Genomic DNA, 19802 nt, shown 5'->3' with positions numbered 1-19802 from the left:
TTTCGGACAAGAGGATGCTCCACCCCGATGCATCGTCCCGAAAGGTCGATGCCCGGCCTTACCGCTCCGGGTGGGCCGATTTGACCCGATCGTCTCGCGTCGCCACCATGCTAGGCTGACAAGGCGGGATGCCGTGAGCATTCCCCGCCTCGGGAGCCCTGCAGAATGGACGAGGCCGACGCGACGACCTCCGGTGCGACGACCATGACGAAATCGGAACGGCCCGCCGCGCGAAGCCGGCTCGATCGGCTCGTGTCGCGATCGCAAGCGGCCGGCCTGTGGGAGCGGGCATGGCCGCTGCTCTGGCGCGGGCTCGCCGTCATCCTGGTCTTCCTCGCGGTGTCATGGCTCGGCCTCTGGCTCGACCTTCCTCCGATCTGGCGGATCGTGGGGCTCGCCGGCTTCGGCATCGCCCTCCTCGTCGCCCTGGTCCCGCTGATCCGCCTGTCGCGTCCGAGCCGCCGCGATGCCCTGGCGCGCCTCGACCGCGATGCCGCCATCCGTGACGGCGGCCTGTCCCACAATCCGGCCTCCGCGATCGAGGACACCCTCGCCGTCGGCACTTCCGATCCGGCGACGCAGGCCCTGTGGGCCCTGCATCAGCGCCGCGCGACGGAGGCGGTGGCGAGATTGAACGTCGGCATGCCCCGTCCGGGCATGCCGCGCCGTGATCCTTATGCCATGCGCGCGGCGCTCGCCGTGGCCGCCATCGCCAGCCTGTTCGTCGCCGGCTCGGAATGGCGCCAGCGCATCGGCAGCGCCTTCGATTGGCAGGAGGTGGCGGGTCCGGGTCCGAGTTTCCGCGTGGATGGGTGGATCGATCCGCCTCTCTACACCCGGCTTCCGCCCCTCGTCGTCACGATGAGCGGGCATGAGCAGCGCCTGCGCGCGCCGGTGAATTCGACGCTGATCGTCCGCATCGCCGGCCAGGGCGACGTGGTGTTGACCCCGAATGCGGGTTTCAAGCCGCTGCCCGGCAAGGAGGCCCGGCCGGACCTGCGCGAGGACCGCTTCCAGCTGGTCGGCGGCACCGCCGATCTCGTCATCGCCGCCGGCTCCGGGCCGAAGCAGCATCTCGTCGTCGAGACGATTCCCGACCTTGCGCCGGAGGTGAAGCGCGTCGGCGGGCTGGAGGTGAACGCGCGCGGTACCTTCAATATCACCTACCGCGCCAAGGACGATTACGGGATCGCCTCGGCCGATGGCATCGTCGAACCGCTCGTCGGCGCGCGCTCGCTGGTCCCCCTGCCGAAGATGCCCCTCGCCCTGCCCGCCGATGCGAGCGGCGAGGCCGATACGAAGACGCTGGTCGACCTGACCGACAATCCCTGGTCCGGCGCGCGGGTTCGCCTGACCCTCGTCGTCAAGGACGAGTCCGGGCAGGAGGGGCGGACCGAGACGGTGGAGATCACGCTGCCGGCGCGTCCGTTCCGCGATCCGCTGGCGCGCGCCCTCGCCGAGGAGCGTCGGCGCCTCGTGACCACGCCCGACGAGAGCCGCGGCCGAGTTCAGACCGCCCTCGACGCGCTGATGATCGCGCCGGATCAGTTCACGCCGCAGACGTCGATCTTCCTCGGGCTTCGCACCGCATCCCGCCGGCTGAAGGCGGCGCGCAGCGACGAGGCGTTGATCGAGGTGGCCGATCTGCTCTGGGAGATGGCGCTCAAGATCGAGGACGGCGATCTCTCCGACGCCGAGAAGAACCTGCGCACGGCCCAGGACAAGCTGAAGGATGCGATCGACCGCAACGCGCCGGACGACGAGATCAAGAAGCTGACCGAGGACCTGAAACAGGCTCTCGACAAGTTCATGAAGCAGATGGCCGAGCGCCAGCAGAAGCAGCCCCAGCAGCAGGGCGAGAAGGGCAAATCTCCGCCGAATGCCAAGTCCGTCACCCCGGACGACCTGAACAAAATGCTCAAGGACATGGAAGAGGCGATGAAGCGCGGCGACACCGCCGAAGCCCAGCGCCTCCTCGAACAGCTTCGCGGCATCCTCGAGAACCTTCAGACCGCCGAACAGGGCGGAAAGTCGGACCCGAGCGCCCGCGAGATGAACAAGCAGGCCGAGGAACTCGACAAGATGTCGCGCGAGCAGCAGGCCTTGCGCGACGAGACCTTCAAGGACGGACAGAACAAGCGCGGCCAGCAGCCGGGGCAGAAGCAGGGCCAGAAGCCCCAGCGCGGCCAGCAGGGTCAGCAGCAGGATGGCGACCAGGGCCAGCAGCAGGGCGGCGAGCAGGGTCAACAGGGCCAGCAAGGACAGAAGGGTCAGAAGGGGCAGCAGGGCCAGGGCGGAACGGGCGACCGCCAGCAGGCCTTGCGGCAGCGTCTCGAAGATCTGCAGAAGCGGATGAAGGAGCTCGGGATGCAGGGCGAGGACGGCCTCGCCGATGCCGAAGACGCCATGCGCGACGCCGAGGGCGCGCTCGGAGAGGGCAAGGAAGGCGATGCGGTCGACGCGCAGGGCCGTGCCCTCGACGGGCTGAAGCGCGGCGCCGAGGGCATGCAGAAGCAGATGGAGGACATGGCTCAGGGTGAGGGCGAGGGCGAGCAGGAGGGCGGCGACAACCCGAGCCAGCAAGGTCAGGCCGGCAACCGCGACGACGATCCGCTCGGCCGTCCGACCAAGGGCCGTGACCTCTCCGACGGGCGCGGCAAGGTTCCGACCGCCGACGAATCCGCGGTCCAGCGCACCCGCCGGATCATGGAGGAATTGCGCCGCAAGCTCGGCGATCCGAGCCGCCCGAGGGAAGAACTCGATTATTTCGAGCGCCTGCTCCGGCGAAACTGACGGGCACGCCCGTTCCACGGGTGCGATGCCCTGCCCTATGGGCTAGGGGGGTGCCGGAGCCATATGGGCTTCGTACCCCCCGTTGCGAGCGCGAGCCGTCATGTCATCCAACACCCTCGTCCTCGTCGCCTGCGTCGCCGTAGCCGTGGTGCTGTTCCTCGGCCTTCTCAACATGATGCGCGGCGGCAGCGCGAACACGTCCCAGCGCCTGATGCGCCTGCGCGTGCTGCTTCAGTTCCTGGCGATCATTTTCATCATGGGCGTGGTGTGGTGGCGCTCTGCCTGAGGCGCGATCACATCCCGGTGAGTGTGGCGGGCGGGTCTCACCTGCGATCTAACATGACGACGGGACGGGATTACTGACCGCTCGGACTGCCGCCGCGGTCTTTCGGCGTGGTAGACGAAGCATGTTCAACCGGATCCATCCCCGATGCATGCCATCTTCTCCCGTCTCCTCGTCGGCGCTCTCGCCCTCCCCGTGGTGTGCACGGCCCAGGCGGCCGACCTGCGGTCTCCGCCTCCCGCCGCCGCCTACCTGGCGCCGGTGCAGCCGATGAGCATCGTCTCCGAAGTCCGCATCGGCGGCTCGGTCCAGGATCCGGGCAGCGCCGAGAACGGCACCAACAACATCAACGGCGAAATCCTGTTCACCAAGCCGCTGGTGAGCCTCGACCCGTTCTGGCAGGCCTTCGTGCCGCGTCCGACCGTGGGCGGCAGCTACAATTTCGGCGGCCGCACCAGCTACGCCTATATCGGCGCGACCTGGACGGTGGACCTGTTCCCGCAGACCCTGAACAACGTCGTCTTCCTCGAAGGCTTCTTCGGCGCCGGCGCCCATAACGGCTATACCGGCCTGAAGGCCGATGCCCCTCCCGGCTTCAACTCGCTCGGCTGCAACCCGCTGTTCCGCGAGGCTGCCGCCCTGGGCTTCCGCCTGACCGAGCATTGGAGCATCATGGCCACCGTCGAGCACATGTCGAATGCCGGCCTGTGCCACGAGAATCGCGGCCTGACGAATTTCGGCGGCAAGCTCGGCTACACGTTCTGATTTGACGCCCTGAGATCGGATCTCCCTTGGTCACCCTGAATCGCATCTACACGCGCACCGGCGACAAGGGCTCTACGGCACTCGCCAATGGCGAGCGCCGCTCCAAGGCGGATCTGAGGATCGAGGCCTACGGCACGGTCGACGAGACCAATGCCTGTATCGGCCTCGTTCGTCTCCACGCCGATCCCGTCCTCGACGCGATGCTCGGCCGTATCCAGAACGACCTGTTCGATCTCGGAGCCGATCTCGCCACCCCGGAAGGCGACGAGCCGCCGAAATACGAGCCGCTGCGCATCGTCGCGAGCCAGGTGAAGCGGATCGAGACCGACATCGACACGCTCAACGCCGATCTGTCGCCGCTCAAGTCCTTCGTGCTTCCCGGCGGCTCCCCGGCTTCCGCCGCCCTGCATCTCGCCCGCACGATCTGCCGCCGGGCCGAACGCCTCACGGTGGCGCTGGCCGCCGTGGAGGGTGAGCGCGTCTCGTCCGAGGCACTGCAATACCTCAACCGCCTGTCGGATTTCCTGTTCGTGGCGAGCCGCACGGCGAATGCGAATGGCGCCGACGACGTGCTTTGGGTTCCGGGCAAGAACCGCTGAGGCGGCCACCTCCGCCGCTGCCGTCCCGAACGCTATAGATCCGACGCTGCATGTGCTCGACGCGGGGCAGGACCTTCGCACGCGTTGACAAGGCGGAAATCCGCCCGTTACGGTCCGCCGCTTCATTCCAAGAGGGTGCCCGGAACTTCGACCGCGTCGAAGCTCCCTCGCGCGCTGCGCCGGCCCTTGCCAAGAAAATCAGTGGAGGATTGTGACCGCCATGAAGGTTCTGGTGCCCGTCAAGCGGGTCGTCGATTACAACGTCAAGATCCGCGTCAAGGCCGACGGTTCGGGCGTTGAACTCGCCAACGTCAAGATGTCGATGAACCCCTTCGACGAGATCGCCGTCGAAGAGGCGATCCGTCTGAAGGAAAAGGGCAAGGCGACCGAGATCGTCGCCGTCTCCATCGGTCCGCAGCAGGCGCAGGAGACGTTGCGCACGGCCCTCGCCATGGGTGCCGACCGCGCCATCCTGGTCAAGACCGACGGGCTCGTGGAGCCGCTGGCGGTAGCCAAGATCCTGAAGGCGATCGTCGACAAGGAAGCTCCCGGCCTCGTCATCCTCGGCAAGCAGGCCATCGACGACGATTCCAACCAGACCGGTCAGATGCTCGCCGCCTTGCTCGACTGGCCGCAGGGCACCTTCGCCTTCAAGGTCGAGTTCGGCGAGGGATCGATCGACGTCACCCGCGAAGTCGATGGCGGATTGCAGACCGTGACCCTCGCCCTTCCGGCGATCGTGACGACCGACCTGCGCCTTAACGAGCCGCGCTACGCCTCGCTCCCCAACATCATGAAGGCGAAGAAGAAGCCGCTCGAGGAACTGAGCCCCGACGCGCTCGGTGTCGACGTGACGCCGCGGGTCAAGGTCCTGAAGACCGTCGAGCCTGCCGGTCGCAAGGCGGGCATCAAGGTCGGTTCGGCTGCCGAACTCGTCCAGAAGCTGAAGGGCGAAGCCTCGGTCATCTGAGCCGCCGGCCCTGTCCGGCCGCCGCGCGGCGGCCGGTGCCGGCCCATCATTCAACTTCGACCGCAGCCCGGCGCGACGCCGCGACGGAAGGCCGGTCACATTGCATACGAGGTTCGACGCATAGCATGGCCACTCTCCTCCTCATCGAACACGATAACGGCGCCGTGCGCGACGCCAGCCTGAAGGCGCTCACCGCCGCCAAGGAAATCGGTGGTCCGATCCACGCCTTGGTCGCCGGCGCCGGCAGCCGCCCCGCCGCGGATGCCGCGGCCGCCCTCGACGGGATCGAGAAGGTGCTGCTGGCCGAGGACGCCGCCTACGATCACGCCTTGGCCGAGCCGACCGCCGCGCTGATCGTCTCGCTCGCGGGCGATTACGAGATCGTCATCGCAGCCGCCTCCACCACGGGCAAGAACGTGCTGCCGCGCGTGGCCGCGCTTCTCGACGTAGCGCAGATCTCCGACATCATGAAGGTGGTCGCGCCCGACACCTACGATCGCCCGATCTATGCCGGCAACGCGATCCAGACCGTCCAGGCCGCCGAAGGCAAGAAGGTGATCACGGTCCGCATGGCCGCCTTCAAACCCGCTGCGGCGGGCGGTTCCGCCGCTCCCGTCGAGGCGGTCGGTGCGAGCGCGCCCGCATCTTCGAAATCGACCTTCAAGGGCGAGGAGATCGCCAAGTCCGACCGGCCCGAACTGGCGGCCGCCAAGATCATCGTCTCGGGCGGTCGCTCGCTCGGCTCGTCGGACAAGTTCAAGGAGCTGATCGAGCCGCTCGCCGACGCTCTCGGTGCCGCGGTGGGCGCCTCGCGCGCCGCCGTCGATGCCGGCTACGCTCCGAACGACTGGCAGGTCGGGCAGACCGGCAAGGTCGTGGCTCCGGATCTCTACGTGGCGGTCGGCATTTCGGGCGCGATCCAGCATCTCGCCGGCATGAAGGACTCGAAGGTCATCGTCGCGATCAACAAGGACGAGGACGCCCCGATCTTCCAGGTGGCGGATTACGGCCTCGTCGGCGACCTGTTCCAGATCGTTCCCGAGCTCCAGGCCGAGATCGCCAAGGCCAAGGGCTGATCCCGTCGGTCCGGAACACCAGCAACGCTCCGCCGTGCAACATCGCGGCGGAGTTCTTTCCGATTAAGCGATCGTCCGGGCTGCACCTCGACGAGAAAATGCTCTAGGAATTTTGTGCGCCGCATTTCATTGCCGGCGCCAACGCCTCGATCGCTAGGCGGGCGTTCTGCGGCCGAACCGGCCGAGCCTCAGGGGTGCGAGTTCAAGCGATGGCCATCGAGATCAAGACCGTCGGAATCATCGGCGCCGGCCAGATGGGAAGCGGCATCGCGCATGTCTGCGCCATGGCTGGCCTGGACGTGAGATTGAACGACCGCGACACCGCCAGGATCCATAGCGGCCTCGCGACGATCGACGGCAATCTGGCGCGGCAGGTCTCCAAGGGGACGATCACCGACGAGCAGCGGCGCAGCGGCGTCGCCCGTATCCTGGCCGCGGAAAGTTACGACGACCTCGCGCCCTGTGACCTCGTGATCGAGGCCGCCACGGAAGACGAGGCGACCAAGCGCCAGATCTTCACCGCGCTCTGTCCGTCGCTCCACCCGGAAGCCCTGGTCGCGACGAACACGTCCTCGATCTCGATCACCCGGCTTGCCGCCGCGACGGACCGGCCGGAGCGCTTCATCGGCATCCATTTCATGAATCCGGTCCCGGTCATGCAGCTCGTGGAGCTGATCCGCGGCATCGCGACGGCGGACCCGACCTACGTCTCGGCCAAGGCCTTCATCGCCAAGCTCGGCAAGACCTCGACGATGTCGGAGGATTTCCCGGCTTTCATCGTCAACCGCATCTTGCTGCCGATGATCAACGAAGCGATCTACACGCTCTACGAGGGCGTCGGCTCGGTCGAGGCCATCGATACGGCGATGAAGCTCGGCGCCAACCATCCGATGGGACCTCTGCAGCTCGCCGATTTCATCGGTCTCGACACCTGCCTCTCGGTGATGCAGGTGCTATACGAAGGCCTCGCGGATTCGAAATACCGCCCCTGCCCGCTCTTGGTGAAGTATGTCGAGGCCGGCTGGCTCGGCCGCAAGACGAAGCGCGGCTTCTACGATTACCGCGGCGAAGTTCCGGTCCCGACCCGCTAAGGCTTTTCGAACCCATAGCATTCGACGTCCGGCGGTTGGCCTCGACCACCGATCTCCCTTCGGAGATCGTCCATGGACCGTCGGCTCTCAGACGAAGAAGCTGGAATTGACCTCGCTCGCCGCGATGTAATCCAGGATCAGCGTGCCGCCGCCCGACAGGGCCAGGACGGCATTGCCCTCGTCATTCTGGCTCAGCGCATAGGTCTGCCCGACAGGTCGATGCGGTCGCCCTGGGCCTGGTGAAAATCGTCGATCCTGTCCCGGCCGGATTGCGTCTCGAAGACGAAGCGGTCTGCGCCCGCGCCGCCGGTGAGGTTGTCCGCGCCCTTGCCGCCAATGAGCCTGTCGTTGCCGGCGCCGCCGACCATCCTGTTGGCGCCCTCCCCGCCATCGAACGCATCGTCTCCCGCCAACTCGCCCGGCACGGTCTGGAGGCGCAGATTCTGGAAGTTGCCCGCGGCCGTCTTCACGGCGACGATGACGTTGGCGTAGATCAGGTTTCCGGCTTGCAGCGCGTAAGCATCGAGGGAGTCCTCGTCCCGTATCGTGGACGACCGGCCGGCTTCGAGCGTCTTGCCATTCCTGAGAATGGTCGTCGCGGAAGGATCTTTCGGGTTCCAGTAGCTGTAGGGCGTATAGCCCGGCGAGGTCTCGTAGAGGACCTGAAGCTTGGTGAAACCGGACACGGCGTCCTTGCCGTAAGCCTCTTCCAGCAGCGCACGCAGACCGATCACGGTTCCCGGATCACCGACGAACGGGACCGGCAAACTCGCCTGAATATAGGAGGCCATTGAGCGATCTCAGCATCGGATCGATGCGGAGAATCATGCCGCCGTACTCCTAATGGATAATGATCTGTCGCCGCGTCCTCGCTGAGCGTGTTCAGCCAGTTCTCCACGCGAGGTTAGCCAAGAGATCGCGGAGGTTCGGTTCTCACCGCTCGAACGACGGAGAATTTCCCAGATCAATCGATACGATGATCTTGCTAAGGCCATTCTCTGGCGCGGGTAGGAATTAGGAAATTTATCAAACGACTTTGGATGATTCGTGTAACGGTTTGGGGGCCTGGTAACGAATGTTCAGCTCAGATCACAGCGTCGGGTCGAGTCGAATTCAGGACAGGGCGCCGCCGATGATCTCGTTCTCGCCGCGATAGATCAGCGGGCGCACCGGCAGGACGCCGGTCTTGCGGCGGACGAGGAAGCGCGGGCGGCGGCCGTTGAGCAGGCCGTGGCGGCGGCGGGTGCGGGTGGTGCCCAGCGCGACGCGGCCGAGCTGATGCGACACGGTGGCGAGGGTGCCGTCCTCGCGCACGATCATCCGCGGCAGGCCGGTCCGGGCCGAGCAGTCGCGCCAGACCGCCACCACGTCGTCGTCTCCGAAAGGTCCGAGCCGGCCGAGCGTGGTGCCGGTGGCATCGACGATGAGGAGAGCGAATCGGTCCTCGTCGCAGGCATCGCTGTCCTCGGAGGCGAAGGCCAGGGCGATTCCGACGGCGGCGGTGCCGCCGCCGACGCTGCCGATGATGGGGAGGGGCGACGGCTGGAACGCGATGGCGCTGACATCGACGCCGTCCTGCAGGCATGTATCCATGCTGGTGCGGACATTTGTCTGGGTCGAATTCATGTTTGAGAAAGTGTTCATTGGATCGACGCCCTGTTGGTGTGATCGGCCTCTGTTGGGCCGTTCGTTATGCCAAGCAGATTCGCGTCTAACCTCATCACACCAGCTTAATAGCCAGAGTTAAGCGAATGTGGACGCAGGAGAAGCGTTCGGAATGCTCAACGGTTCCTTGCCGCGTTCGTCGGGATTCCGCCCCATCGGGTGCCGTTCGATCCTTGTGGGCGCCGGATGCCGCGCTTACAAAGGGCGCGACCTTCGTCGCGCCGCGATGCGCGACGGAGCCCGTTCCGCAAGCCGACACCGATAGAACCCCGACGATCCGGAGACGCATGTCCGACACGATGTCGACCGAGGCCGCCCAGGCGCTCGTCCCTGCCCTGCGTGAGGCGATCCGCGAAGCGGCATCCCTGGCGCTCCCCTTCTTCAGGTCGGGCGCCCAGACGACCGCGCGGACGTGGTCGAAGGCCGGCGGCTCGCCGGTGACGGAAGCCGACGTCGCGGTGGATACGTTTCTCAAGATCCGCCTGAGCGCGCTGCTGCCGAAAGCGGCGTGGCTGTCCGAAGAGACCAGCGACGACGCCATTCGCCTCGGTTCGGATCTGGTCTGGATTGTCGATCCCATCGACGGGACGCGGGCCTTCCTCACCGGGCACCCGGATTGGTCGATCTCGGTGGCGCTGCTCTCGCACGGTCAGCCGGTCATCGGCTTCGTCCATGCTCCCGTGAGCGACCGGTTCTACGAGGCCGTGGCCGGGGCCGGGGCGACCTGTAACGGGGAGCCGCTCTCGGTCTCGCGCCAGGCCCGACTCGCCGGAGCGCGCGTGACGGGTCCGAAGCCGATGATCGACAAGCTCGCGCGCGGCGCCGTCGCGCAGGGTGGTGCCGCCGATGTGGATGCCCTCGACTTCCACATCGTGCCGCGCGTTCCCTCCCTCGCCCTGCGGGTGGCGCGGGTCGCGGAAGGCTCGATCGATATCGGCCTCGTCTCGTCGGATGCGCGCGACTGGGATCTCGCAGGGGCCGACCTGCTCCTGCGCGAGGCCGGAGGGTCGGTAAGCGACCTCACGGGACGCGCCACGACCTACAATCGCACCGACCCCGTCCACGGCGCCCTGATCGCGATGTCGGACGGCCTGCGGAGCGACGTCGTCGCGGCCCTGGCCGGGGCATAGCTGGGCGCCGCGCACGCGAACGCCGAGCCCCCTGGAGAACTCGGCGTGAAACGTCCGTCAGCGCGAGGGTGAAACCTTCAGCGCAGGATGATTCCGATCAGGCGTGCTCGCGCACGGCCACCGCATCGGGAGTGACGCCCAGGCGCTCGGCGAGGTGCCAGCGCAGTTCACGGGGCGAATGGTAGTTGTAAGAGGTATCGATAAGATGGCTGAAATCGATGTCTTGCGTGATAAAGTCTTGCGCGGTAATGTTCTGCGCTTCACGTGACGTCGTCTGCTTCAGTTTACCCACCTTGAAGGTCGCCGCATCGGTGATGGGCGAACGGGCGCCGCGGCGCCGGGTGTATTCGAACAACATGTTTTCTTGTGATCTTTCAGATTTTTCTTGGTGTCCAGAACGCGCAAGTTCTGCTCTCGTTCCGTAAGTCGAAGGTTTGGGGTTGCTGTCGTGCCGTCCCTCGCGAACTCGTCCCCCCAGGAGAGATCGTCGGAATGGCGGCGGGGCCGGCTAGTTCTGCCGGTAGGTGACGCCAGCCTTGCGGGCTGGCGCCGGGTGCGTCAGGCCGCCTGGAGGTTACCAGCCGAATCCTTGCCGCTGCGCTTGTCGGTCTGGATCTCGTAGGAGACCTTCTGACCTTCAATGAGGTTGCGCATTCCCGCGCGCTCGACGGCGGAGATGTGAACGAACACGTCCTTGCCGCCATCATCGGGCTGAATGAAGCCGTAGCCTTTGGTTTCGTTGAACCACTTAACAGTGCCGGTATTCACGAATAGAACCTCGTATCGTTCGTTGACCAAATACGTGCGTCTGCTGGAGACACCCGTCTCAGGTCCTCTTTCACATCTGACGGAATCAGCAGGTCGTGAGACGCTCGATTGAACTTGCGTCCGGCTTACCGATGCCCGCTGATGCACATGTAGGCGCAATCTGCGGCGGCAACAAGGCGCCCACCCCGAACTTGCCCGCGGCACCGGCGCACGACAAGCTCGGATCGCAGGGCGCGGACCCCGTGTTTTTCATGGCGCGACGTGCATATATGAGTTCGGTTCCAGGCAGTTAGGCGACGCGGTCAGGCGGTTCATGGCGGGCATCTCGGTTTCTCTCGAAGGCGCGAACATCCAGCTCTCATTCCAGAAGGACGACCAGGCGACGGCCGTCGTCATGGACGCGCGGGCCGCTCGCGCGCTCGTGCGTGCGGTGGGACAATTGCTGACCGCCATCGACGAACCCGACGAGGTCGACCTGCCCGACGACCTGAGCGACGAGGACATCGCCATGCTCGAAGTGACCTCTTCGGCCATCGAGGTCGGCACCGACGAGCAGGGTCAGGCCGTGGTGGCCCTGCAGGCGGGCGCGCTTCCGCCCTTCCAGTTGCGCCTGACAGACGAAGAGGCCCGCCACGTGGTGACGAGCCTCTCCGAAATTCTCAGCGCGCCCCGCGACGTTCGCGCGTCGCACGGCGATCACTGATCGAGCCTTCACATCCTGACGCCGGGATCGGTCGGGCCGCCGGGAAGGTAATCGGGCTCCGAGCCCGGACCGGCCGGTTCGCCGATGCCCGGATCGTTCACCGGATAAGGGGTTCGCGGACCCGTCGGCCCGATATCCGGGCCTTCGTCGGGCGGCAGCGGCGGGGGCGGCAGGTCGCCGGGAACTCCGCCCGGAAGCGGCTCGGGGATCGGTAGGCCTGGATTGGCCATGCGGCGTCTCCTTCGCTTGGAGGATGAGGGAATCGGTCTGCCTGACCAACCCGGCCCGTCTGCGGACAGTTCCCATTTTGCACGGTGTCTCGAGCCTTGCGCTGCCACCGGGGCAGCATTGCAGCCTTCCCGATTCCGGAACCGGCGCAGATAGCGAATGGTTCATCCGCCATCTTTTCAAGCAGATGCGGAGATCACTCATGCCCGACGTCAAGCAGTCGAAGGTTCTCATCGTCGCGACCGACGGTTTCGAGGAATCCGAACTCACGGTTCCGCTATACACGCTCAGGAATGCCGGCGCGACCATCGTCGTCGCTGCGCCGCAATCCCGCGAATCGCCGGAATCGATCCGTGGCTGGGACAAGACCGATTGGGGAAAGAACGTCGCCGTCGACAAGGATCTCGAAGACATCGACCCGGCGGATTTCGACGCCCTCGTGCTCCCCGGCGGTCAGATCAACCCGGACAAGCTCCGTCTCGAGCCGAAGGCGCTCGCGCTGATCCGGGCCTTCCTCACCTCCGGCAAGGTGGTCGCCGCCATCTGCCACGCGCCCTGGCTGCTGATCGAGGCCGGCGCGGTGAAGGGGCTGAACTTGACCTCGTTCACCTCGATCAAGACGGACGTCGTCAATGCCGGGGGCCTCTGGCACGACGAGGCGGTGGTGACCGACCAGGGCATCGTCACCAGCCGCAATCCAGGTGATCTCGATGCCTTCTGCGCCAAGATCATCGAGGAGATCGAAGAGGGCAACCACGGCGGCCGGCGTCTCGCCGCCTGATCCCGCCGCTTCGCATCCGTTTCATTGTCCGGCCGTTCGTCCTTCCGGGACGGGCGGCCTTTCCGTGTCGGCGCGTCTCTCGTCATACCCAGCCTTGTCGAGGTCCCGTCTCAGTCTCAGCCTTTCGCTGAACCGTCCTCGCTGGTGACCTCGAGGACGAGGCCGGACGAGAGCGGCCGCCCGTACTCGTCGCGGACATCGACGGTGATGCGGTGGATGCCGGCGGGAATGTCCCCGCCGAGGCGCGCGACCCAGACGTGGCTCGACGGCTCGGCCTTGACCCAGGGCTTCTTCGTCTCGGCATAGCGCAGGAAGAGTTCGGCCACGAACGGGTCGGGGCGCCGGGTGCGCACCATCGCGACGGGCGCGCCGTCGTCGATCCGGTACTGGACGCGGGTGCGCGGGCCGCCGTCGAACACGTTCACGACGAGGTTGGTGGCCGCGAGGCTCTCGCGCGGCACGGGCGAGCGCAGGGTCTGCATCGGCCGGTAATCGCGCAGCACCTCGCCGGCGCCGCCGCGATACTGGCTCTCCAGGACGATCCGCATCGCCTCGTCGGGCTGGCCCTGCGAAGGCCGGTAGCGCGTGGTGTAGCTATGGCCGTCGATGGACAGGACATGGAAGCCGTTCGGCGTCCCGTCGCGGCTGTCGGCGGAGGGAATGCCGGTGCGGGCGGACGGCCCGCTCCACCACGAGCCCGAGACGGCGGTGAGGACATGGTGATGGTGGCGCCCCTCCCGGTCCGCGCGGGGATAATGGTGCTCCGTCGTATGGGTATGTCCGGCGAGGCTGAGCACCGGGCGGTCCTCGAGCAGGTCGAGCAGGCGCTCGCGGTCCATCACGTTCTGGCGCGGATCGTCCGGGGCGAGGTCGGTATAGAGCGGGATATGCATCGCGATGACGACGAGGCGGTCCTTCGGCGTCTGCGCCAGCATGGTGGCGATGAAGCCGAGCTGCCGCTCGCCGATCCGGCCCTCGTAGCGACCGACCCCGTCGCCTGCCCCCGATGCGGCGCCGAGGTAATTCACCGTGTCGAGCATGAGGAACAGCGCCTTGCCGTGGTGGAAGGCGTAGTAGGGCGCGCCGTAGACCCGCTTGAAGGTCTCGCGGCTGTAGCGGGCGTCGGGCGCCTCGAAATTGAGGTCGTGGTTGCCGCCGATATGGAACCACGGGATGCCGATGCGACCCATGATGCGGTTCGAGCGGCCGTAGAACGAGAGATCGTCGAACAGGATGTCGCCCGTGGTCATGCCGAAGGCGGCTTTGGTGCCGAGAACCCGCGTCACCGCTGTGTCGCGGACATGGCCGAGTTCCACCGGGCTTTCCGGCTGCGGATCGGTGAACAGGATCACGTCGAACGCGTCCGGCTCCGGCTCGCGCGTCAGGGCGAAATCGATGGAGGCGGGAAGCGGACCGGTCGGGTCGATGCCGCGATAGCGCAGGCGCAGGTCCGGGGGTGAGCCCTTCGGCTGATGGATGTAGCTGAAACGCGGGATATTGTTCTCGTCCCGAGGCAGGGCATAGCCGGCCGGCTTGACCACGAAGACGATGTCTTCTTCCGCCACATCGAGGCTGTAGCGGCCCTGATCGTCGGTCCGGACCACGTCGCGGCCGTTGGAAACGGCGACCTCCGGCACGCCCTTCCGCGCCCCGGCGACGAGTTCATAGACCATGCCCGTCGCGCGCTCGGCGGCGCCGGTCGTCGTCGTCACCAGGACGAGGGCGGCGGCACCTGCCATGGTCTCACGGCGGGTGAAGGCGGGTCGGTCGGTCATGCGGCAGCCTGTTGCGACGGGTCCGCCCTACCGAACCACGCGGCTTTGACCATCGCGTGACGATCGGACCGTCACATCAAGATGGCACACAAAGCGCCTCAGCGCTTGGCGACAGCCTTCTGGAGCTTCGGCTTCTCCGGGGACGCGCCCGCCATCAATTCGGACAGGCGCTTCTGGTCGAGCCCGCGGGTCACGTCGGCGAGACGATCCTCGGCGGGGGAGTCCAGCTTGCGCGGTGTGATCGAGCCGGTGGATACCGGATCCTTCACCGCCGCCATGGCGGAGGTGGTGAGCGCGGGCTCGCGCTGGACGCGCATGGCCCAATGTGCGGCGGTGGAGAGCGCGGCGATGGCGATGATCGCCTTGATGCCACCGGTGAGAAGGCGTCGCATGCTGGATGAGCCCGAGACTACGCGGAGGGACGCGGCCGGTTCCCCGGCCCTCGTCACTTGTCCGTGAAGTCGGTTAATCCTTCTGCTTCGGCCATCTAAGGGACGATGTCCTGAAATGGCGCGGCCGGGCCGGCCGGCGCCGGGATGAGAGTGGGCCATCAGCCATGGCGACGGTTCCTGTTCCCCGCACGCATGACACCCTTGTCGCGACCCGGCCCACGAAGCCTCACAGGATCGGCGCAGAGAACTGGTCCGCACCGCCCCGTCACGACAAACCCCGCTTCCGCGCCGGCCCGAGCGGGTTCGCGAAACCATCGAACGCATCGGAAGCAGGGATCGCCGATGTAGCCATCGCGGCGTAAGCCGGCAACCGACGTGGCCGGGTCAGGGCGTTTTCGCGGCTGCGGCGAAGGTTCTCAGAGTCCCGATCTCCTCGCCCTCGGCGGCGAGCCGCGCGAAGACGCGCCCGGCGCCCTCGAACATCAGGCGTCCGCCTTCGTCATCCGCGAGGAAACCGGCGATCTCCTCCATCTCGGTGACCCAGCGATAGGCTTTCGGCACCATGTCGGGCATTACGCGGGCGAAGCGCGCCAGCAATTCCGGCTCGTTCTCGGCCAGTTCCGCATGGAGTGCGTCTGCGGCGCCGGCGCGTCCGGCCGTGAGAATCATCACGGCGGCGAGGGCCGTCAGCCCCTTGTTGATGCCGGCATAGGACATCTTGAGCGCCGAGGCGGCGCCGACGCCGCCGTCCAGGGGGCGGATATCGAGCCCCAATTCGCGCAGTGCCACGGCAGGGGTGAGATCGTCGCCGGAAACGTAGAAGCGTGGGCCCTTGCCACCGGGCTTGGGCGGCGGCCCGATGATGGCCGCGTCGATGAAGGGCGTGCCGGTCTGCGCGATCACGGCGGCCACGCCGCGCTTCGTCGCGACGTTGAGGGCGTTGGCATCGACATAGACCGGTTTGCGGGCCGCCGCGGCGAGGATGGGAGCGAGGCGGGTCGCGAGGCCCGTCGCTTCGGCCGGCGGGACGATGGACAGGATGAAGTCGGCCTCGGCGAGGCCCGTCTCGTCCACGCCTTCCATGCTGGCCTGACGGGCGCGAGCCAGGGTGGCGGGGCTGCGCCCGGCGAGATCCGTGACGATTCGGACCCCACGACCGTGAAGCAGGGCGGCGACCGCGCTGCCCATGGCGCCGGGGGCAATGACGGTGACCGTCGCCATGAGCGTCTCCTCCGGACAGATTGGCCCTGCCCGCATCAGACGTGAGCGTTCCGCATCCGGTCAAGGCGCGATGGTTTCAGTGGATGCCCGATGACAATGGAGAGCGAGGCCGACCGATTGACGGGGCGAGGGTGGCCCCCGTCGATGGCCCGGTGCCCGTGCGAGGCACGAGTCAGCGTCGACGGATGGTGGAATGGCTGATCTGATCCCGCGCCGGCGCCTGTTCTACAATCCCGTCCGGATGGGCGACACAATCAGCCCGGACGGCCGGTTCCTGGCATGGCTCGCGCCCGTGGAGGGCGTGCTGAACCTATGGGTGGGGGCCGCCGGGATCCCGGGCACCGAAGCGCCCGTCACGGCGGACCGGGGGCGGGGCATACCGAAGCAGGGCTCGCCCTGCTGCGCGAGCGGTCACCGGTCCATCAGGCCGACCGCATCCGCGCTCCGCTCCTGATCGCCCAGGCCGCCAACGACCCGCGGGTACGGCAGGACGAATCCGACCAGATGGTCGCCGCCCTGGAGGCGAAGGCCGTTCCCGTCACCTACCTGCTGTTCCCCGATGAAGGCCACGGCTTCGTCCGGCCGGACCACCGCCTGGCCTTCTACGCCGCGGCCGAAGCCTTCCTCGCCCGACATCTCGGCGGTCGTGAGGAGGCGCTCGGACCCGACGAAGCGCCGGGGACGAGCATGCGGGTGATGCGCGAGGGATGATGCGCGAGGGGTGATCCCCCACGCATCATCATCGGGAAGGCCGTCGCGGGGGCGACGGCCGATGCATCAGCTCAGCGAGCCGCAGAAGCGCTGGATGCGGGTGCAGGCTTCCTCGAGCGCGGTGTTCGAGGTGGCGTAGGAGATGCGCAGGTTGGGGCCGAGGCCGAAGGCCGAGCCGTGGACGGCGGCGACGCCCTCCGCCTGGAGCAACTCGACCACGAAATCCTCGTCGGTCTCGATGACCTTGCCGGAGGGCGTCTTGCGCCCGATCGTCTCGGCGCAGGACGGATAGACGTAGAACGCGCCTTCCGGGGTCGGGCATTTCAGGCCCTTGGTCTGGTTCAGCATCGAGACCACGAGGTCGCGGCGCTCGTGGAAGGCGGCGCGGAAGCGGGCGAGATGCTCCTGCGTGCCGTCGAGGGCGGCCACCGCCGCCCATTGCGAGATCGAGGAGGCGCCGGAGGTCTGCTGGCCCTGGACGAAATCCATCGCCTTGATCAGGTGCTCGGGGCCGGCGGCGTAGCCGATGCGCCAGCCGGTCATGGCATAGGCCTTGGAGACGCCGTTCATGGTCAGCGTCCGGTCGTAGAGGCCGGGCTCGACCTGGGCCGGCGTCACGAACTCGAAATCGCCGTAGCAAAGGTGCTCGTACATGTCGTCGGTGAGCACCCAGACATGGGGGTGCCGCATCAGCACGTCGGTGATCGCCTTCAGCTCGTGGCGGGCATAGGCCGCGCCGGAGGGGTTCGACGGCGAGTTGAGGATGATCCACTTGGTCTTCGGCGTGATGACACGCTCCAGCTCCTCGGCCTGAAGCTTGAAATCGTGCTCCATGTCGGTCTCGGCGAAGACCGGCGTGCCACCGCACAGCACCACCATCTCCGGGTAGGAGACCCAGTAGGGACGCGGGATCACCACCTCGTCGCCAGGGTTCAGCGTCGCGAGCAGGGCGTTGTAGATGACGTGCTTGCCGCCGGTGCCGACGATGGTCTGCGAGGCCTTGTAGTCGAGGCCGTTCTCGCGCTTGAACTTCTTCACGATCGCCTCGCGCAGGGGCACGATGCCGGAGACCGGGGTGTACTTGGTCTCGCCGCGACGGATCGCGTCGATCGCCGCCTCCTTGATGTGGTCGGGCGTGTCGAAATCGGGCTCGCCCACCGACAGGCTGATCACGTCCATCCCGCCGGCTTTCAGCTCGCGGGCCTTCTGCGTCATCGCGATGGTGGCGGACGGCTTCACCTTGGACAGGGCGTCGGCGAGAAAGCCCATGATGGCATGCTCCGATGGTTCAGACGGGCGCCATGCGCGCCTCTCGAAAAAGCGCGCGGACCCTAGTCCCCGTGGTCCGGGCGATCAAGGCACCCCGGACATGGCGAAGCGGTCATTCCGGGGCGCTGACGCGCAGCTGGAATGACCGCCTGGTGGGGATGAGAACCGGAATACGCGCCGGTCAGATGCCGCCGAAGACCCAGCGGAGCTTCGACAGGAAGCCGCCGCCCGAGCGTGCCGCCCGCGCCGCCTCCGGCTCGTCCTTCACGATGGCGGAGGCCTTCTCCGCATGGATCAGCCCGAGGGCCGCCGTGTCGGTGGTCTCGCGGTCGATGAGGATGAACCCGCCGGTATCGCGGTTGGCGCCATAGGCATCGACGGCCACGGCACGGTCGATGCTCAGGGTGACGTCGGCGATGTCGTTGGCCACGAGCCGGGCGGCCGGCACGGGGTTGCCGGTCTCGGGGTCGATCCGTGTGCCGATATTGGTCACGGTGGCATTCACCGTCACGGTGCCGATCTTGGCGAGCAGGGTCGCGCCGGGCAGCAGCTCGGTCTCGGCCGCCCAGAACAGGCGGGCCTCGAACGTGTCGGTCACGCGCATCGGCGCATCGGCCGTGACGATCACCGAACCGCGCGAGGCGTCGATCTCGTCGCTGAGGACGAGGGTGACGGACTGGCCTTCCACCGCATGCGGCAGGTCGCCATCGGCGGTGTAGATGCGCGCGATGGTGGAGGTCCGGCCCGAGGGCTCGACGATGACCGCGTCGCCCGGAGCGATCCGGCCGCTGGCGATCAGGCCGGAAAAGCCGCGGAAATCCGAATTCGGACGGTTCACCCACTGGACCGGCAGGCGGAAGGGAGCGGCCTGCTCCTCGACCCGCACCGGCACCTCTTCGAGATATTGCAGCAGCGGCGTTCCCGTGTACCAGGGCACCGCCGCGCCGGGCAGTACGACGTTGTCGCCGTTCTTGGCCGAGAGCGGGATCGGGCGGATCTCGGTGAAGCCGAGGGGGGCCGCGAAGGCGTCGAACGCCGCCGTGATCTCCTCGAACTTGTCCTGAGACCAGCCGACGAGGTCCATCTTGTTCACGGCGAGCGCGACGCGCTTGATGCCGAGAAGCGAGACCAGCAGCGCGTGGCGCCGGGTCTGGCGGGTCAGGCCCTGGCGCGCATCGACTAGGATCACGGCGACGTCGGCGGTGGAGGCGCCGGTCGCCATGTTGCGGGTGTATTGCTCGTGGCCGGGCGTGTCGGCGACGATGAACGAGCGCCGGTCGGTGGAGAAGAACCGATAGGCGACGTCGATGGTGATGCCCTGCTCGCGCTCGGCCTGGAGGCCGTCGACGAGGAGCGCGAGATCGATCTCGGCGCCCTGCGTGCCGTGCTTGCGCGAATCGCGCTGAAGCGCGGTCACCTGATCGTCGAAGATCTGCTTGGTGTCGTGCAGCAGCCGGCCGATCAGCGTCGACTTGCCGTCATCGACGGAGCCGCAGGTGATGAAGCGTAGGACTTCCTTGCTCTGATGGGCGGCGAGGAAGCTGTCGTAGCCGAAGGCTTCGGGAGATTGATGGATCGTCAT

The 19802-nt window shown here is 67.0% G+C and carries 21 protein-coding genes; 11 read left to right on the top strand and 10 right to left on the bottom strand.

Annotated features, from left to right (window positions below):
* The first annotated feature begins 165 nt into the window (after window positions 1-165).
* The 7 genes from A3OK_RS0101245 (at window position 166) to A3OK_RS0101215 (ending at window position 7577) form a co-directional block, all read left to right on the top strand.
* The gene (locus A3OK_RS0101245; protein ID WP_019903114.1) at window positions 166-2793 is read left to right on the top strand and encodes a TIGR02302 family protein; all 2628 of its coding nucleotides are present in this window, start codon (window positions 166-168) and stop codon (window positions 2791-2793) included.
* A gap of 100 nt (window positions 2794-2893) precedes the next feature.
* The gene (locus A3OK_RS0101240) at window positions 2894-3079 is read left to right on the top strand and encodes a twin transmembrane helix small protein (RefSeq protein ID WP_019903113.1); all 186 of its coding nucleotides are present in this window, start codon (window positions 2894-2896) and stop codon (window positions 3077-3079) included.
* Window positions 3080-3223: 144 nt separating this feature from the next.
* Window positions 3224-3841 carry an acyloxyacyl hydrolase gene (locus A3OK_RS0101235; RefSeq protein WP_019903112.1) on the top strand — a complete coding sequence of 206 codons (618 nt, stop codon included), beginning with the start codon at window positions 3224-3226 and terminating at the stop codon, window positions 3839-3841.
* A gap of 26 nt (window positions 3842-3867) precedes the next feature.
* Complete coding sequence (locus tag A3OK_RS0101230; RefSeq protein WP_019903111.1) at window positions 3868-4440, top strand: cob(I)yrinic acid a,c-diamide adenosyltransferase; 573 nt, start codon at window positions 3868-3870, stop codon at window positions 4438-4440.
* Window positions 4441-4660: 220 nt separating this feature from the next.
* Window positions 4661-5410, top strand: coding sequence for an electron transfer flavoprotein subunit beta/FixA family protein (locus tag A3OK_RS0101225; protein WP_019903110.1), 750 nt, complete (start codon window positions 4661-4663; stop codon window positions 5408-5410).
* Between the two features lie 125 nt (window positions 5411-5535).
* Window positions 5536-6486 carry an FAD-binding protein gene (locus tag A3OK_RS0101220; protein WP_019903109.1) on the top strand — a complete coding sequence of 317 codons (951 nt, stop codon included), beginning with the start codon at window positions 5536-5538 and terminating at the stop codon, window positions 6484-6486.
* 209 nt (window positions 6487-6695) lie between these two features.
* Complete coding sequence (locus A3OK_RS0101215; RefSeq protein WP_019903108.1) at window positions 6696-7577, top strand: 3-hydroxybutyryl-CoA dehydrogenase; 882 nt, start codon at window positions 6696-6698, stop codon at window positions 7575-7577.
* 191 nt (window positions 7578-7768) lie between these two features.
* Here A3OK_RS0101215 and A3OK_RS24685 read toward each other — a convergent pair whose 3' ends face one another.
* Both A3OK_RS24685 and A3OK_RS0101205 read right to left on the bottom strand, forming a co-directional pair.
* Window positions 7769-8368, bottom strand: coding sequence for a hypothetical protein (locus A3OK_RS24685; protein ID WP_019903107.1), 600 nt, complete (start codon window positions 8366-8368; stop codon window positions 7769-7771).
* 322 nt (window positions 8369-8690) lie between these two features.
* Complete coding sequence (locus tag A3OK_RS0101205) at window positions 8691-9170, bottom strand: DUF6101 family protein (RefSeq protein WP_026596816.1); 480 nt, start codon at window positions 9168-9170, stop codon at window positions 8691-8693.
* 359 nt (window positions 9171-9529) lie between these two features.
* On the opposite strand from A3OK_RS0101205, the gene A3OK_RS0101200 reads away from it, so the two are divergent.
* Window positions 9530-10372 carry a 3'(2'),5'-bisphosphate nucleotidase CysQ gene (locus tag A3OK_RS0101200; RefSeq protein WP_019903105.1) on the top strand — a complete coding sequence of 281 codons (843 nt, stop codon included), beginning with the start codon at window positions 9530-9532 and terminating at the stop codon, window positions 10370-10372.
* A 97-nt stretch (window positions 10373-10469) separates the two neighbouring features.
* On the opposite strand, the gene A3OK_RS0101195 is transcribed toward A3OK_RS0101200, so the two are convergent.
* Window positions 10470-10730 (bottom strand): hypothetical protein, encoded by a 261-nt coding sequence (locus A3OK_RS0101195; protein WP_019903104.1) that lies wholly within the window; start codon window positions 10728-10730, stop codon window positions 10470-10472.
* 200 nt (window positions 10731-10930) lie between these two features.
* On the bottom strand, window positions 10931-11140 hold the full coding sequence (locus A3OK_RS0101190; protein WP_026175704.1) for a cold-shock protein: 210 nt from the start codon (window positions 11138-11140) through the stop codon (window positions 10931-10933).
* A 313-nt stretch (window positions 11141-11453) separates the two neighbouring features.
* On the opposite strand from A3OK_RS0101190, the gene A3OK_RS0101185 reads away from it, so the two are divergent.
* Window positions 11454-11843 carry a hypothetical protein gene (locus tag A3OK_RS0101185; RefSeq protein WP_019903103.1) on the top strand — a complete coding sequence of 130 codons (390 nt, stop codon included), beginning with the start codon at window positions 11454-11456 and terminating at the stop codon, window positions 11841-11843.
* 8 nt (window positions 11844-11851) lie between these two features.
* On the opposite strand, the gene A3OK_RS0101180 is transcribed toward A3OK_RS0101185, so the two are convergent.
* Entirely contained in the window at window positions 11852-12073 is a 222-nt protein-coding gene (locus tag A3OK_RS0101180) for a hypothetical protein (protein WP_019903102.1), read from the bottom strand.
* Window positions 12074-12273: 200 nt separating this feature from the next.
* Here A3OK_RS0101180 and A3OK_RS0101175 point away from each other — a divergent pair, with 200 nt between their 5' ends.
* Window positions 12274-12852: a type 1 glutamine amidotransferase domain-containing protein gene (locus tag A3OK_RS0101175; RefSeq protein WP_019903101.1), complete on the top strand. Its 579-nt coding sequence runs from the start codon at window positions 12274-12276 to the stop codon at window positions 12850-12852.
* Between the two features lie 116 nt (window positions 12853-12968).
* Here A3OK_RS0101175 and A3OK_RS0101170 read toward each other — a convergent pair whose 3' ends face one another.
* The 3 genes from A3OK_RS0101170 to A3OK_RS0101160 form a co-directional block, all read right to left on the bottom strand.
* Window positions 12969-14627 carry a calcineurin-like phosphoesterase family protein gene (locus A3OK_RS0101170; protein WP_019903100.1) on the bottom strand — a complete coding sequence of 553 codons (1659 nt, stop codon included), beginning with the start codon at window positions 14625-14627 and terminating at the stop codon, window positions 12969-12971.
* A 98-nt stretch (window positions 14628-14725) separates the two neighbouring features.
* On the bottom strand, window positions 14726-15019 hold the full coding sequence (locus A3OK_RS0101165; protein ID WP_019903099.1) for a hypothetical protein: 294 nt from the start codon (window positions 15017-15019) through the stop codon (window positions 14726-14728).
* 384 nt (window positions 15020-15403) lie between these two features.
* A complete protein-coding gene (locus A3OK_RS0101160; RefSeq protein WP_019903098.1) occupies window positions 15404-16240 on the bottom strand; it encodes an NAD(P)-dependent oxidoreductase in 837 nt (278 codons plus the stop codon).
* Window positions 16241-16552: 312 nt separating this feature from the next.
* On the opposite strand from A3OK_RS0101160, the gene A3OK_RS0101155 reads away from it, so the two are divergent.
* Window positions 16553-16951, top strand: coding sequence for a prolyl oligopeptidase family serine peptidase (locus tag A3OK_RS0101155; protein ID WP_019903097.1), 399 nt, complete (start codon window positions 16553-16555; stop codon window positions 16949-16951).
* A 66-nt stretch (window positions 16952-17017) separates the two neighbouring features.
* Here the strand turns inward: A3OK_RS0101155 and A3OK_RS0101150 are convergent, their stop codons facing one another.
* On the bottom strand, window positions 17018-18220 hold the full coding sequence (locus tag A3OK_RS0101150; RefSeq protein ID WP_019903096.1) for a pyridoxal phosphate-dependent aminotransferase: 1203 nt from the start codon (window positions 18218-18220) through the stop codon (window positions 17018-17020).
* A 181-nt stretch (window positions 18221-18401) separates the two neighbouring features.
* Window positions 18402-19802 carry a sulfate adenylyltransferase subunit CysN gene (gene cysN / locus A3OK_RS0101145; RefSeq protein ID WP_019903095.1) on the bottom strand — a complete coding sequence of 467 codons (1401 nt, stop codon included), beginning with the start codon at window positions 19800-19802 and terminating at the stop codon, window positions 18402-18404.

This window comes from Methylobacterium sp. 77 (genome assembly GCF_000372825.1).
In the GTDB taxonomy this organism is placed as follows: domain Bacteria; phylum Pseudomonadota; class Alphaproteobacteria; order Rhizobiales; family Beijerinckiaceae; genus Methylobacterium.
The sequence above is the reverse complement of the archived record's forward strand: the minus strand, read 5'-3'. Positions and strand labels throughout refer to the sequence as shown.